Below are 13,828 nucleotides of genomic sequence, written 5' to 3' on the forward strand. Positions count from 1 at the left end.
GATACTTATAAGAGGGCGCCACCTGTACAGGCAGCCCCCTCTTATCTTTACTTTTTTTATCTTTTTGTGATCACATCATCGATCAGACCATATGCTTTTGCTTCTTCAGCGGTCATATAGTTATCACGTTCGGTATCCAATGCGATCTTTTCCAGCGGCTGACCTGTGTTAGCTGCCAGAATCGTATTCAGTCTGTGTCTTGTCTTCAGAATCTGATCTGCTACGATCTGAATCTCTGTAGCCTGTCCTCTGGCTCCACCTGAGGGCTGATGGATCATAATCTCGGCGTTTGGCAGGGCCAGACGTTTTCCTTTTGTTCCACCGGACAGCAGGAACGCTCCCATGCTGGCAGCAAGTCCCATACAGATAGTAGATACATCACACTTGATGTACTGCATCGTATCGTAAATCATCATACCGGCAGTTACGGATCCACCCGGGCTGTTAATATACAGCTGGATATCTTTTCCCGGATCTTCGGATTCCAGAAATAACATCTGTGCGGCGATCAAATTGGCGCTCACATCCGTTACCTCTTCTCCGAGGAAAATAATACGGTCTTTCAGCAGACGGGAGTAGATGTCATAACTTCTCTCTCCACGGCTTGTCTGTTCAACAACGTAAGGTACTAAACTCATATTCAGGCCTTCCTTCTATTCTTAGAATGGACGCGGGTTTTTACTTCTTACTCTTCTGTTTTTTCTACTTCTTTTGCAGCTTCTGCCAGAATAGTAACTGCTTCCTGAACAGCCATATCTTTCTTCATCTGTTCTTTCTCAGCGTCACCCAGCATCTCTTTCAGTTTGTCAGCTTCCATTTTGTACATTTCAGCCATCTTAGCGATCTCTTCGTCGATCTTTTCATCAGCGATCTCGATTGCTTCAGCTTCTGCGATCTTCTCCAGAACCAGTCTTGTCTGAATTCTCTTCAGAGCCTGTGGTTTCATCTGTTCCTGCAGAGAAGCCAGAGTGGTTCCTGTGAACTGCAGATACTGATCCATGGTCAGTCCCTGAGACTGCATTCTTCTTGCGAAATCATCGATCATCTGATTTACCTGGGTATCCAGCATAGCGTCCGGAATCTCCATGGTAGCGTTTGCTACTGCTGCGTCTACAGCTGCGTCTTCTTTTGCACGTTTTGCTGCATCAGCTTTTTTCTCTTCCAGGTTTTTCTTGATGTCTGCTTTGTACTCTTCCAGTGTATCGAACTCGGAAACATCTTTTGCGAACTCATCGTCCAGTTCCGGCAGTTCTTTTACTTCGATTTTCTTAACGGTGCATTTGAATACTGCAGGTTTTCCAGCCAGTTCAGCTGCCTGATAATCTTCCGGGAAAGTAACGTTTACTTCTTTTTCTTCACCGATGTTTGCACCTACCAGCTGTTCTTCAAATCCTGGAATGAAAGATCCGGATCCGATGGTCAGCGGATAATCTGTTCCTTTACCACCGTCAAATGCTTCGCCATCAACGAAACCTTCGAAATCCAGTGTTACTTTATCTCCGTCTGCAACGGCTCTGTCATCAACATCCAGGACTCTGGAGTTTTCTTCCTGTTCTTTTCTCAGTTCGCCTGCGATCTCTTCTTCTGTTACTTCCAGATCTGCTTTCGGAACTTCCAGTCCTTTGTACTCACCCAGAGTTACTTCCGGTTTCAGAGCAACTTCTGCTGTGAAGATGAACGGTTTTCCGCTTTCCAGCTGTGTAACAGCGATAGACGGCTGAGATACGATTGTTTCTTCACACTCATCCAGTGCTTTGGAGTATGCTTCCGGAATCAGAGCATTGGCTGCATCTTCATAAAATACGCCTGCGCCGTACATTTTTTCAATCATCTTACGAGGAGCTTTTCCTTTACGGAATCCCGGGATGTTGATTCTGTTTTTCTGTTTCTGGTATGCACCCTGAATTGCTTTTTCCAGTTCTTCAGCGGAAACTTCGATTGTCAGTTTCGCCATGTTCTTTTCCAGTTTTTCTACTGCTACGCTCATGTTCTATAGTTCCTCCTTCAATTTCTTATGGAAATCATTTTCTAACTGTATTATTGCTAACTGCAGGCTCCCTTTTTTGTTTCCTGCACATTTGCATAGATTTTTCCATACTCATACATTTGAGTAGTATATCATAAGCCCTTTAAAAACGCCAGCTTTTTTTGCGGTTTTGAGGGCTTTTTCCTGATTTTCGCCACTCTTTGCACAATTTCTCTCAGAAACGCTCATGCTTCCACCACGGCATTACTGTCTGTAGATAATAGAAGTCTTGATTTCTTCTGCTTTTTTCTCGTCCTGCAGCCGTGCGATCAGCGCTGCTGCAAAGTCGATCGCGGTTCCCATGCCGCGGCTTGTGATCACATGATCGGTAACTGCCACGGTTCCTTCCCCGATGGTTGCTCCGGTCAGACGCTCTTCAAATCCCGGATAGCATACGGCTTCTTTTCCCTTTAAGATACCCAGATCCCCGAAGACGCTCGGTGCAGCACAGATCGCTGCCAGCTGTTTTCCTCTTGCATCCCAGTCACACAGCATATCGGTCAGCGGTTTGTATGCGCCCAGATGTTTGGTTCCCGGCATTCCACCCGGCAGAACCAGCATTTTGCCCTCGGTAAAATCCGTTTTTTCAAAAAGTGCATCGGCTTCCACTTTAATCTTATGGGAGCCTTCGATCTGTTTTCTTCCCATGATCGATACGGTTTCCACTTCTTCTCCGGCACGCCGTAACAGATCCACTACGGTCAGTCCCTCAATCTCTTCAAATCCATCTGCAAGAAATACATATACTTTACTCATCGTTCTTCTCCGTTTCTTATACTTCTCTTCCTTTTTTCACACATGCTTTCATCGCTTCAAATACCGCGCTTCGCAGTCCTTTCTCCTCCAGCACCCGGACGGCTTCGATCGTCGTTCCTTTCTGAGAGCAGACCATGTCTTTGAGTTCTCCCGGATGTTTGCCGGTCTCAAGAACCATCTTCGCACTTCCAAGTACCGCCTGCGCTGCAAAACGGTACGCCTGTGCTCTCGGCATTCCGTCTGCCACGGCTGCATCTGCCATCGCTTCAATAAACATAAATACATACGCCGGTGAACTTCCGCTTACGCCAACCACCACATCGATCATGTCTTCCTCCACGATCTCTGTCTTTCCAAATCCCGCAAAGATCCGGCAGACCGTGTCCACATCTTCGCTGCTGCATTTTTCATTGCCGCAAACACAGCTCATACCCTCACCCACCAGTGCCGGTGTATTCGGCATGGTACGGACGATCTTTAAAGGTTTCTCAAACAGTCCTTCCATCCATGCCAGCTTCTTTCCCGGTGCGATAGAGACAACGATGGTATCTTCGGATACGACATCCCGGATCTCTTTGATCACCTCTTCATAATAAAATGGTTTTACCGCCAGGATCAGCACATCGGCAAAGGCTGCCACTTCCCGGTTGTCTGCGGTCAGGGCAATCCCGAGTTCTTCTTTTTTCTTTTCCCGACTGGCAGCTGTTTTTGTGGAAGCAAGGATATCCGCCGGTGCTGTCACCTGATTTTTAATGATTCCGCCGATCATCGCGGAAGCCATATTTCCACATCCGATAAATCCAATTTTCATTTTTTCTCCTCCTGCTGTATCTTATATATTTTATTTTTGCTTATATCAAATATATTTTTGAAAATCCCCGGCATTTCTCATCCGTTCTTCTTTTTCCAATCCTCTGACCTTTCGTACTCTCAGGTCTTATAACGGTCCATCCGGACGAATTTTGCGTTCACAAGATCGTTTTCATTTAACGGGCGTTTCCAGGTACGGCAGTTACATTTTGTGGCCTTTACATGCTGCTCGCAGTTCAATCCCAGAGAGCATACGGTCGGTCCGCCGCACTCGGAGGCAACCACCATATCATTTCCAATATATAATAAAATATGCTGATATCTTTCCCCGTTATAACAGGTACAGATCGCATCTCCCGGCTGCAGTTCTTCGCGGCTGATCTCCTGCCCGTACCGGGCAAAGTTGTTGGCGTTCAGATCGGCACCGAAATCATAGCCATTCTGTGTATAGGCATACATCAGAAGTCCCGAACAGTCCACGCCGCCATCCTGCGGACCGTTGCCGCCCCAGATGTACTGAGCATCCTGCAGTGTCAGGGCTGTCTTGCATACCGCACTGTCCGTTACTGTCACCGTGCAGGTCGCTTCTTTCGTTCCCATGCTGGCTGTGATGGTTGCGGTTCCTTCTCCCACAGCCGTTATTTTTCCTCTGGAAACCTCAGCCACACCGGGATCGGAACTCGTCCACTGCATGTATTTCCATCGCGTGGTGTCCTGCGGCTGCCACTGTGTCAGAAGATTTGCCGTCTCGCCCTGCAGCAGGGTAATGGATTCTTTATTTAATGTCAGACTCTCTAACGGCAGTTCCTTTTCTTTTTTTATCGAAGTGTCCTTCTTGCCCTCGCTGTCTACCCAGTATCTGCCAGCCCAGGTGTCCGCAAGCATCCTGCCATCGGTTCCCACATAATACTCATCGACCCAGCGTCCGGTCTGCAATACACCGCCCTCGCCAAAATCATACCAGTTATCGTCGATTTTCCGCCAGCCGGTAACCCGGTAGCCGTTTTCATCGAAATAATACCATTTGTTATCGATTTCTTTCCACTGCCACGCCGGCCAGATCCCGTCATCTTCCTGATACCACCAGCTGCTCCCTTCCTGCTGCCAGCTGCCTGCCCAGACGGTGTCCGGCGCCTGTATGTTCACTGCTGCAAGACACAACAGTGCCCCTGCCAGATATTTATATTTTCTTTTTTTCAATTCTCTCACCCCTGTTTTTATACTCATTTCCCGTTACTGTTCTCTCCGTGCCCGGTAATTTTTTTCCCTCTGTTATCGCCAATTATAGCACCGGACGGATGCATTTTCGAGAAAAATTTGTTATACTGAGAAAAATATTATGAGAAACGAGGTGATGGTCCGATGCTGATCTGTGATTATAAAGTTCTTTCGATCGACGGTGACTACGCACACCTGGAACGGCTGGACGCTCCGGAGGCTGAACCAAAACTGGTGGCACGTGCACTGCTTCCGGCGGAAATCTATGAAGGATGTGTCCTTCATTATGAAATGATGCAGTATGAGATGAAAGACTGATGAAAAAAGATCATATCCCTCGTATTTTTTCTGTGAGGATATGATCTTTTTCACATTTTTATTTTTGATATTATGTCAACTTCATATCTAATACATACGTTTTTTCACCATTATTTTTTCATCGCTTCTTTCGCATATACTGTAGTCACCAGATCATCATAATCTGCACGCTCTTCCAGTTCTCCGGCGCTCTCGAGAATGTCCTGTAACAGTTCAAAGGATTCTTTCTCAAACACCAGATTTTCTTTCCAGGTATCCTGACTCTGATAACGTTCCACGATCGTCGTGATCGTATCCAGATCATTTTCCTTAAACTGCGGCTGGATCACTTTCGCAATCTCCTCCGCGGTGTGGGAATTTACATAGTCCACGCCTTTTTGCAGACCGTCGGTAAATGCCTGGATGATCTCCGGGTGTTTTTCGATGTAGCTGGTTTTTGCGCTGTAGGAAGTGTAAGGGACATAGCCGGAATCGACACCGAGAGAAGCAACCACATAACCATCCCCGTTCTTTTCAAGCGTCGTGGCTGCCGGTTCGAATTCCACCGTGAACTCCCCTTTTCCGCCGGAGAAAGCCGCCGCAGTAGAGCCAAAATCAATGCTCTGGTCAATCGAAAGATCCTTCATCGGATCCAGACCGTTCTGTTTCAGGATATACTCAAAAACCATCTCCGGCATGCCGCCTTTTCGACCGCCCAGTACCTCTTTCTCTTTCAGGTCACTCCACTGAAAATCTGCCATCTCTTCTCTTGCTACCAGAAAATTTCCCGCGCGCTGCGTTCCCTGTGCGAAGTTTACCACCGGGTCATTGGCGCCTTCGAGATAAGCATACACGGATGCTTCCGCTCCCATAAATCCGATCTGTGCATCCCCGGAAATGACCGCTGCCATCGTCTTATCCGCCCCATACCCGGTCACCAGTTCCAGGTCGATGCCCTCCTGCGTAAAATACCCGTTTTCCAGTGCGACATACTGCGGGGCATAAAAGATTGAATGTGCCACCTCGTTCAGGGTAACTTTTGTCATCTCATCCTCTTTTTCTCCACACCCCGCAAACAGACTGATCACCCCGAAAGCCATCAGCCCCACCATGAATTTTCCCTGTTTCATCCTAACCTCCTTGGTCTGTTTCATAGTATTACCATATGACAGATCCACAAAGAGGTGATTTATCAAAGATCAGATAACCGACCTTCACTTTTCTCAGTGAATCGTTTACGCCATCCGTCTGCGTTGCCTGAACATGCATAGCCGGAACCGCAAGCATCAGCGCCGCCAGAAACAACAGTACACTTTCTTTTATCACTCCTTTGAAATCTGTTCTCATCCTCTTTCCCTCGTCTTTTTGTCTTCCCATCATCCGTACAACAACTGATATTTTATGTTTCTAAAGACTATCTTACACTGCCTGTTCTTTCGCCATCAGAAGAAAGACAGATTTCTATGGATTTGTAATGCTTTTTGTAATGTTTTTCTGGACAGCTGTCCGGTTATTCCGGTAAATTTCCCTTTGCAATATTCTCTTTCAGGATCCGGTCGGTCACTTCAAAGAGTTTTTCGGAACCGAGTTTCGTCTTTCGCTGTCTGCCGTATACGTTTTCGGCTGTCACCTCATGTTCTTTCCAGTCACCGCCGTCGTTGCTGTTGTTTAATAACAGTGGCTGCAGATTGTCCATGGCACGGGCAAATTTTGCCTCCGGCGTCTGAAATGCTTCGAATTCGTCGAAGATCTGAAGCAATTCCTGCTTCTGGTCTTCCGGGAGCAGGGAGAAAATTCGCTCTTTTGCCGCATCTTCTCTGGCTTTCTGTGTTTTCAATCCCTCTGTATCATAGGCATAGGTATCTCCTGCATCAATCTCCACGATATCGTGGATCAGGCACATCAGCATCACCCTTCCGATATCGACCGGCTCGTTGGAGTATTCCCGCAGCAGATACGCCATGATCGCCATATGCCACGCATGTTCCGCATCGTTTTCGTTTCTGCCCTGACCGGACAGGTGCGTCTGGCGGAAAATATTCTTTTCTTTATCAATCTCCAGAACGAATTCCAGTTGTTTTTTCAATCTCTCGTCCATATCTTTTCTCCTTTTTACTGTATAAAAGAAAAACTACTGCCAACCTTTACATGATATGTTGACAGTAGTTTTTCGCTGACTTTTATCAGATTGCCAGCAGATTTTTGATTGCTTCCATATAGATTAACACAGATTCTTCCATGCCGGACACCAGAATATACTCATCCGCGCTGTGGATCCGATAATCGATGCCTGGCATCTCCGGACCGAAGGCGATGATATTTTTCAGAGATTTTGCATAGGTTCCGCCGCCGATTACCATCGGTTTGTTCTCGGTATCTCCAGTTACATCTACATACGCCTTGTACAACGCGGTAACCAGTGGTGAATCTGCCGGGAAGAACAGGGATTCCCCTACGCTCTGGATCTCGATACGACCGTTTTCGTCTTCCAGTTTTCCTTCACACATGCTGCGAAGTTCCTCTTCTTTCAGAGTGACCGGAACACGGATATCGATCGTACAGGAGATCACGCCGTCCTCGGTTTTTACGATACCGTTACAGAAAGTCAGATCTCCGTAAGCATCAGCAAACTTCAGTCCGATGCCTGCACCGTCACAGGAAGTTCCCAGATGGGTATTATAGAAAGTAACAAAATCATCTTCAAATCCTGCTTTTTCCAGGCATTCGAAGGTAACACCTGCTGCATTGACACCCAGCGTCGGTGTGCTTGCATGTGCCGGAACACCTTTGGCATAGATGGTCAGGGTTCCATTTTCTTCGGTTACTTTATATTCCTGCAGTTTTGTCTCGGAAAGTGCTGCTTCCAGTCTTTCCTTCAGACCGTCTTCTGCCGGGATCACCGTGTTGCAGGAGTCGCAGACCGCATTTACCACAAATCCTCCGTTCATGGAGATGATCTTTGTGTTTTTGGAATACGCCATCATGTGCACGCCGCCTTTTTCCCCGTGGATACACGGATAGCTTGCATCCGGTGTAAAACCACAGGAGAGTTCCTCAGCGACTTCATTATAGTGTTCCATACATTTGGATCCGGTTTCCTCGTTGCATCCCATGATCAGGCGGACACGTTTGTTTAATTTCACACCGGAATCCCGCAGTAGTTTCATCGCATACAGTGCTTCCAGAACCGGTCCTTTGTCATCGGTTGTTCCGCGGCCGTACACATAGTCGCCGTCGCGCGTCAGGGTAAATGGATCGTGTGTCCAGTCACCGCCTGCCGGCACGATATCCAGATGACCTGCGATACCAACGATCTCGTCGCCCTCACCCATCTCTGCATATCCGCAGTAGTTATCCAGATTCACCGTCTTAAATCCCAGTTCCTCTGCAATTTTCAGTCCCACTTCCAGTGCTTTTGCAGGACCTTCCCCAAACGGCATTCCCTCTGCCGGTGTGCCAAGCTGAGAATCAATGGCAACCAGTCTTCCGAGGTTCTCAAGCATCTCGTCTGTCAATGCATGAATTTCTTCTTTTATACTCATTAATCTTTCCTCCAAATTTTCATTTAATATGCTCAGTATACCAGATAATGGAATTGTTGACAATTTCCATTTTGTAGTTGCAGGATTCATCATATTCAGGATTACGGTTCATTCCGTATCAGCAACACACCTCGCGGAATATTACCAGTGAACCGTAACTCTTCAGGTTCATCCGGGCTAGAGCGTGTCTGAAAAAGGCTTTTCGTGAGCTGCGAGTTCCAGTTTGTGGGAGAGTTTATCCGAATGAGGGCGGCGTAGCGGGCTACGGCAACCGAATGAGGGTAAAATATACCGCAAAGTGGGGCTTGCAGATTGCGGAAATGATTTTTCAGACACGCTCTAACAGGACAGGGCATTCCCTGACAGCTGTTTTTCTGTACAAAATCATGAAAACGGTTGGATTTTTTTGTGCTATTTTTCTGACTTCTTTTAATGACTTCCATTTCAAAAACTGTTACACTGGGAGCATAATGCTATATTATATGTTATTGGAGGTTTTTACAAATGAATCACAACAAATTTGACTGGGGCTACTTTCTGAAGCACATTGCAATCATTGCGGTGCCGGTGGCGCTCCAGAATCTGCTTACCACGACGGGCAGTATGGTGGATACGATCATGCTGGCTTCCATCGGGGAGAAAGCTGTGGGTGCGGTGGGGTTGTGCGCGCAGTTTTCCAGCCTGATGTTCGCCGGGTACTGGGGATTTGTCGGCGGTGGTATGCTGTTTTTCTCCCAGTATTGGGGTGCCAAAGATCATGACGGTATCACCCGTTCCTACGGAATGACGCTGCTTTTCATGATGACGGTTGGTGTTCTTTTCGCCTGTCTCGCCATCTTCGCACCGGAATTTGTCATGGGTGTGTATACGGACAAGCCGGAAATCCAGAAAATCGGTATTTCTTATCTGCGTATCGTCGGATTTGCCTATCCGCTGCAGGTCATCGCGATGGCTGCCAGCGCCCTGCTTCGTTCGATTGAACAGGTGAAGATTCCGCTCTACGGCGGTATCGCTTCCGTTGTCGCTAACTGCTTTTTCAACTACCTGTTTATCTTCGGAAAGTTCGGTCTTCCGAAAATGGGAGCCGCAGGCGCAGCTGTGGGAACCGTTATGGCGGGCATTGTAAACGTCCTGATCCTGGTTGCCTGTATTCTTTATAAGAGAATCCCGTATGTTCTGGAATTTTCCAGACATTTTCGCTGGAGTAAGATCTATGTAAAACAGTATCTGGAAAAATGTTTCCCGATCATCTGTAACGAGGTATTTATCGGTGTCGGAAATATGCTGGTCAATGTAGTACTCGGCCGTCAGAGTGAGCAGGCAATCGCCGCGGTCGCCGTCTTCCGTACCCTGGAGGGACTGGTCATCGCCTTTTTCAGCGGATTTTCCAATGCTGCCTCCGTTCTCGTCGGAAAAGAGGTCGGGGCGGGCAATCACGAAGTCGCCTATCAGAGAGCAAAGCGTCTGGTCTATCTGTGCAGCGGCATCATCGCAATTGCCTGTCTTACCCTGTTGCTGATCCACAACCCACTGTTACATACCCTGGGGCTTTCCGGTGAATCCTATCAGATCGGTACCGGTATGTTGATCATCTACAGTGTGGCGGCGATCATCCGTATGGGAAACTGGGCGCAGAACGATACCTACCGTTCCGCAGGCGATGCGGCATTTGGATCGATCCTTGAAATTACGTTTATGTACCTGATGGTTCTGCCTTTCGTATATCTCTCGAACTTTTACTTCCATGCACCGTTCCTTCTCGTCTTCGCATTCTGCTATATCGACGAACCGATCCGGTATATTCTGATGCAGCGCCATCTTTACTCCAGCAAATGGATCCGCCCGGTATCCGGTCCGGGACTTGCCACGATTGATGCGTTCCGGCAGAAACATGGGATTAAAGTAAAACAGAAAGCTGCCACTTCTGCAAAATAAGATGAAAAAAGAGAAGAATATTTCGAGAATGGTTCTCTGAAATGTTCTTCTCTTTTTATATTCTTCCCTGCTGTATAAAAAATATTTTTTCGCATATTTTAATCCTATAATTACCTTTGCGGAGGGCACTACCTATGAAAGAGAAAGAAAACCAGAAACTGATCGATTCCTATGATTATCTGTCCAATGCGGCATCCACGCATGACTGCACCGGGCTGATTCCGTCCGCGCCGGTCAGTGAAGAGGAACTTGAATCTTATGAGGATGTCTATCATTACCGTCCTCCCAGGATGAAATCTTCTCCTGATACAGAAGAAAAATAGTCTGAAACTGTGTACCTGCCTGTCCTTTTCTTGCATATTTCAAATTTTTTCCTTATTTTGCAGTATTTTACTTTATATTTGCAAATTTTTATATTGTTTCTTTTCGATATATTCTGCTGTACGCTAAGAGAAACGCAGGCGATGCGTCTGTTTTTATGGAGAAAGGAGCAGGGATATGGACTACAAACGCATGAATGAGTTTCGACTTCTCGGTCTGACCATTGCTTATTATCGCAAACTTCGTGGACTTACACAGGCAGAACTGGCAGAGGCAACCAACCTCAGCCGTACACATATCAGCAATATTGAGGCACCAAATGGAAAAACATCGATTTCTCTGAACAAGCTTTTTGATATTGCAGAGGTTCTGGAAGTTCCGGTGAAAGATCTGTTTGATTTTCGTGATACCTGATGAATCGCGGCAGCCGCCATTTTCTTGTGGAAGCACAGATTTTGACTCGTTGCTCGTGTAAAAAAGAGACTGTTTTGTGACAAAGTGGGGGATTCCCAGCAAAATCATCACAAAACAGCCTCTTTTCGTTCAATTCCTTATTTTTTCTGGCTCAGAGTGCTGTTATGGTACGCACTGGACATCGTAACATCCTCTCCGAACCAATCCGGCGGACAGTAACTGTTTGCCTCCTCCTCGGTTGCAAATTCCACTTCTGCAAGCAGCAGTCCCTCATATCTTCCGTGGAAAACATCCAGTTCAATCGTCAGTCCGTTTTTCTCCGGGATGCGGTAACGGGTTTTTGTAATCACCGTTCCGTCCGCTTTTCCCAGCAGATGTTCATAAGACTCTTTCGTCAGCTGCAGGTTATATTCTTCCCGCACCATCAGACCTTTGGACTTGTAGGTCAGCACATAATCCGCCCCTTCTTTTCTCACCCGAACCACCGGCTCCGTGCAAAGATACGCCTGTTCCATCTCCATGTGCGGATATTGCGCCAGATCTTCCGGCAGTTTTTTGATCAGATATTTTCTTTCGATCTCCATTTTTTTCTCCTTTTACTCGTTTTTTGAGTTCTTTTAGTTCTCTGTTATAACCATTATAACCGCAAAATCCTGCAAACAAAAGTCCCTCTTCCCGCTTGTCTGTATTTTACAATGTTGCTATACTGTTTTATGGAATATATGAAATATTAATTGAACATTTCCAGAAAGGATGAACCATATATGATAAATACTTCTCAGGATCTGAAAGATCTTCTTTTCCGTATCAACCGTAAAAGTTATCCGGCGTATAAAGACACGAAAGGCAGCTATCGTTTTCCTGGATATGTGCTCTCCATCGACCATGTGCAGGGTGATCCCTTCGCTGCCCCTTCAAAAATCAGCCTTCATATCAAAGGCGCACAGGCAGGTTTTCCGGAATCTCTGTATGCGACACGCGAGATGCGGATCGCTCTTCAGAATCAGCTGATCCGTGGATTTGCAGCGCATATTGAAAAATACAATTTCCGCGCCAAAGGTTCCGGAAAAAGCGGTCTGATCGCCATCTCAAAGCCGGGACAGGAAATCCTCGAACGCTCCGCCTGCACGATGGACGCAAAAAACGGGGATCTGACCATTCGTCTGGAGGTCGGTTTTCCTGCCAACGGACGTACGATCAACTCCGGAGAACTGATCAAAATTCTGTTTGATTTTCTTCCGGTCTGCGTGAAAGACGCTCTTTTTTACCGGAATCTGGATGCTCGGAAACTGGAACAGGTACGGGCGCTTGCCGAGGATCAGACCTTTATCCGAAAAGAACTCGCAGCACGAAATCTCACCGCCTTTGTCGCAAACGACTCCGTTCTTCCGCGGGAATCCGGCGTGTCTTCCCGTCCGATGAAAAACGGAATTCCATTCGTCTCACCGGATTCCATGGCAGTCACTCTGGATCTTCCAAACCACGGTCCGCTGACCGGTATGGGGATCCCATGCGGTATCACGCTGATCGTAGGCGGCGGCTATCACGGCAAATCCACACTGCTTGAGGCTCTCGAACTGGGTGTGTATAACCATATTGCTGGAGATGGCAGAGAATATGTGATCACCCGGGACGATGCGGTAAAAATCCGTGCGGAGGACGGTCGAAGCATCAAGCACACGGATATTTCTTTCTTCATCAACGACCTGCCAAACCACAAAGACACCCATTCCTTTTATTCCGAGGATGCCAGCGGAAGTACTTCGCAGGCTGCCAATGTCATCGAAGCGCTCGAGACGGGAAGTCATCTGCTCTTAATTGATGAAGATACCAGTGCTACAAACTTTATGATCCGCGATGAGCTGATGCAGCGGGTAGTCAACCGCAATCAGGAACCTATCACGCCATTTATCGAACGTGTACAGTGGTTGAGCGATGCACAGGGAATCTCCTCGATTCTGGTTGCCGGAAGTTCCGGATCTTATTTTCATGTGGCAGATACGATTTTACAGATGGATCATTACAAACCGGTGGATATCACTGCATTTGCAAAAAAAGAAGCGGAAGCTTTCCCTTCGATTCAGCCTTCCGCCCCTTCCGGTGCTGTTGCAGACTATCGCCGTGTGATCCAGCCGGATCCTGCTTTCCGTCCGGATCGCCGTCTGAAGATGAAAGTACTGGGTATGGACAGTATCTCCGTCAACCATGACGCCATTGACCTTCGCTGTCTGGAACAACTGGCTGATCCTGAACAGATCCAGGCACTTTCTGCTCTCCTCTGCTATGTGGAGCGGCGTCTTTTTAACGGAAAAGACACCTTGCACCAGATCATGGATCAGCTTGATAAAGAATTATCCACCAGGGGACTCGAGATTCTCTCCGAGGGCGGCAGACTGGCCCCGAATCTTGCCATGCCGCGTATCCAGGAGGTCTATGCCTGCATCAACCGGTTCCGTGGTCTGAAAATCTAAAGAATTTCTTTCTGATTTTTTTTGAAATTTTATAAAGT

The 13,828-nt window shown here is 47.2% G+C and carries 16 protein-coding genes and 1 pseudogene; 6 read left to right on the forward strand and 11 right to left on the reverse strand.

Annotated features, from left to right (window positions below):
- Positions 1-56: 56 nt before the first annotated feature.
- From clpP to ETP43_RS11730, 5 genes are all read right to left on the reverse strand, one after another.
- Positions 57-638: an ATP-dependent Clp endopeptidase proteolytic subunit ClpP gene (gene clpP / locus ETP43_RS11710; RefSeq protein ID WP_022172260.1), complete on the reverse strand. Its 582-nt coding sequence runs from the start codon at positions 636-638 to the stop codon at positions 57-59.
- A 47-nt stretch (positions 639-685) separates the two neighbouring features.
- The gene (gene tig / locus ETP43_RS11715; protein ID WP_129258229.1) at positions 686-1,987 is read right to left on the reverse strand and encodes a trigger factor; all 1,302 of its coding nucleotides are present in this window, start codon (positions 1,985-1,987) and stop codon (positions 686-688) included.
- 243 nt (positions 1,988-2,230) lie between these two features.
- The gene (locus ETP43_RS11720) at positions 2,231-2,782 is read right to left on the reverse strand and encodes a DJ-1 family glyoxalase III (protein WP_129258231.1); all 552 of its coding nucleotides are present in this window, start codon (positions 2,780-2,782) and stop codon (positions 2,231-2,233) included.
- A 16-nt stretch (positions 2,783-2,798) separates the two neighbouring features.
- Positions 2,799-3,593 carry a pyrroline-5-carboxylate reductase gene (gene proC / locus ETP43_RS11725; protein ID WP_129258233.1) on the reverse strand — a complete coding sequence of 265 codons (795 nt, stop codon included), beginning with the start codon at positions 3,591-3,593 and terminating at the stop codon, positions 2,799-2,801.
- A gap of 119 nt (positions 3,594-3,712) precedes the next feature.
- Positions 3,713-4,819: an NlpC/P60 family protein gene (locus ETP43_RS11730; RefSeq protein WP_129258235.1), complete on the reverse strand. Its 1,107-nt coding sequence runs from the start codon at positions 4,817-4,819 to the stop codon at positions 3,713-3,715.
- Positions 4,820-4,954: 135 nt separating this feature from the next.
- On the opposite strand from ETP43_RS11730, the gene ETP43_RS11735 reads away from it, so the two are divergent.
- On the forward strand, positions 4,955-5,128 hold the full coding sequence (locus tag ETP43_RS11735) for a chorismate--pyruvate lyase (RefSeq protein WP_129258237.1): 174 nt from the start codon (positions 4,955-4,957) through the stop codon (positions 5,126-5,128).
- Between the two features lie 110 nt (positions 5,129-5,238).
- On the opposite strand, the gene ETP43_RS11740 is transcribed toward ETP43_RS11735, so the two are convergent.
- From ETP43_RS11740 to ETP43_RS18530, 5 genes are all read right to left on the reverse strand, one after another.
- Positions 5,239-6,237 (reverse strand): ABC transporter substrate-binding protein, encoded by a 999-nt coding sequence (locus ETP43_RS11740; protein WP_129258239.1) that lies wholly within the window; start codon positions 6,235-6,237, stop codon positions 5,239-5,241.
- 28 nt (positions 6,238-6,265) lie between these two features.
- Positions 6,266-6,433 (reverse strand): hypothetical protein, encoded by a 168-nt coding sequence (locus ETP43_RS11745; RefSeq protein WP_164979696.1) that lies wholly within the window; start codon positions 6,431-6,433, stop codon positions 6,266-6,268.
- Between the two features lie 184 nt (positions 6,434-6,617).
- On the reverse strand, positions 6,618-7,205 hold the full coding sequence (locus ETP43_RS11750) for an HD domain-containing protein (RefSeq protein ID WP_129258243.1): 588 nt from the start codon (positions 7,203-7,205) through the stop codon (positions 6,618-6,620).
- 85 nt (positions 7,206-7,290) lie between these two features.
- Positions 7,291-8,649 (reverse strand): M20 family metallopeptidase, encoded by a 1,359-nt coding sequence (locus ETP43_RS11755; protein WP_181951944.1) that lies wholly within the window; start codon positions 8,647-8,649, stop codon positions 7,291-7,293.
- 101 nt (positions 8,650-8,750) lie between these two features.
- Complete coding sequence (locus tag ETP43_RS18530; RefSeq protein WP_408608701.1) at positions 8,751-8,939, reverse strand: DUF6783 domain-containing protein; 189 nt, start codon at positions 8,937-8,939, stop codon at positions 8,751-8,753.
- Here ETP43_RS18530 and ETP43_RS18535 point away from each other — a divergent pair.
- From ETP43_RS18535 to ETP43_RS11775, 4 genes and pseudogenes are all read left to right on the forward strand, one after another.
- A pseudogene (locus tag ETP43_RS18535) lies at positions 8,850-9,173 on the forward strand (DUF6783 domain-containing protein); the annotation flags it as partial. The gene ETP43_RS18530 and the pseudogene ETP43_RS18535 sit on opposite strands and share 90 nt — an antisense overlap.
- Entirely contained in the window at positions 9,154-10,584 is a 1,431-nt protein-coding gene (locus ETP43_RS11765) for an MATE family efflux transporter (protein WP_129258247.1), read from the forward strand. The pseudogene ETP43_RS18535 and the gene ETP43_RS11765, both read left to right, overlap by 20 nt.
- 134 nt (positions 10,585-10,718) lie before the next feature.
- Positions 10,719-10,907, forward strand: coding sequence for a hypothetical protein (locus tag ETP43_RS11770; protein ID WP_022399515.1), 189 nt, complete (start codon positions 10,719-10,721; stop codon positions 10,905-10,907).
- A gap of 175 nt (positions 10,908-11,082) precedes the next feature.
- On the forward strand, positions 11,083-11,319 hold the full coding sequence (locus ETP43_RS11775; protein ID WP_022399514.1) for a helix-turn-helix domain-containing protein: 237 nt from the start codon (positions 11,083-11,085) through the stop codon (positions 11,317-11,319).
- Positions 11,320-11,456: 137 nt separating this feature from the next.
- Here the strand turns inward: ETP43_RS11775 and ETP43_RS11780 are convergent, their stop codons facing one another.
- Positions 11,457-11,903: a CYTH domain-containing protein gene (locus ETP43_RS11780; RefSeq protein WP_022399513.1), complete on the reverse strand. Its 447-nt coding sequence runs from the start codon at positions 11,901-11,903 to the stop codon at positions 11,457-11,459.
- Between the two features lie 183 nt (positions 11,904-12,086).
- Here ETP43_RS11780 and ETP43_RS11785 point away from each other — a divergent pair, with 183 nt between their 5' ends.
- The gene (locus tag ETP43_RS11785; RefSeq protein WP_129259595.1) at positions 12,087-13,790 is read left to right on the forward strand and encodes an ABC-ATPase domain-containing protein; all 1,704 of its coding nucleotides are present in this window, start codon (positions 12,087-12,089) and stop codon (positions 13,788-13,790) included.
- Positions 13,791-13,828 lie beyond the last annotated feature (38 nt).

The organism is Blautia faecicola (assembly GCF_004123145.1).
Classification (GTDB): Bacteria; Bacillota; Clostridia; order Lachnospirales; family Lachnospiraceae; genus Oliverpabstia; species Oliverpabstia faecicola.

Excerpts from the sequence above, each read along its gene's own strand:
- ETP43_RS11740 (WP_129258239.1), bottom strand. The coding sequence starts at position 6,237 with ATGAAACAGGGAAAATTCATGGTGGGGCTGATGGCTTTCGGGGTGATC.
- ETP43_RS11775 (WP_022399514.1), top strand. The coding sequence starts at position 11,083 with ATGGACTACAAACGCATGAATGAGTTTCGACTTCTCGGTCTGACCATT.
- clpP (WP_022172260.1), bottom strand. The coding sequence starts at position 638 with ATGAGTTTAGTACCTTACGTTGTTGAACAGACAAGCCGTGGAGAGAGA.
- ETP43_RS11735 (WP_129258237.1), top strand. The coding sequence starts at position 4,955 with ATGCTGATCTGTGATTATAAAGTTCTTTCGATCGACGGTGACTACGCA.
- ETP43_RS11780 (WP_022399513.1), bottom strand. The coding sequence starts at position 11,903 with ATGGAGATCGAAAGAAAATATCTGATCAAAAAACTGCCGGAAGATCTG.
- proC (WP_129258233.1), bottom strand. The coding sequence starts at position 3,593 with ATGAAAATTGGATTTATCGGATGTGGAAATATGGCTTCCGCGATGATC.
- ETP43_RS11755 (WP_181951944.1), bottom strand. The coding sequence starts at position 8,649 with ATGAGTATAAAAGAAGAAATTCATGCATTGACAGACGAGATGCTTGAG.
- ETP43_RS11770 (WP_022399515.1), top strand. The coding sequence starts at position 10,719 with ATGAAAGAGAAAGAAAACCAGAAACTGATCGATTCCTATGATTATCTG.
- ETP43_RS11765 (WP_129258247.1), top strand. The coding sequence starts at position 9,154 with ATGAATCACAACAAATTTGACTGGGGCTACTTTCTGAAGCACATTGCA.
- ETP43_RS11730 (WP_129258235.1), bottom strand. The coding sequence starts at position 4,819 with ATGAGTATAAAAACAGGGGTGAGAGAATTGAAAAAAAGAAAATATAAA.
- ETP43_RS11750 (WP_129258243.1), bottom strand. The coding sequence starts at position 7,205 with ATGGACGAGAGATTGAAAAAACAACTGGAATTCGTTCTGGAGATTGAT.
- tig (WP_129258229.1), bottom strand. The coding sequence starts at position 1,987 with ATGAGCGTAGCAGTAGAAAAACTGGAAAAGAACATGGCGAAACTGACA.
- ETP43_RS11720 (WP_129258231.1), bottom strand. The coding sequence starts at position 2,782 with ATGAGTAAAGTATATGTATTTCTTGCAGATGGATTTGAAGAGATTGAG.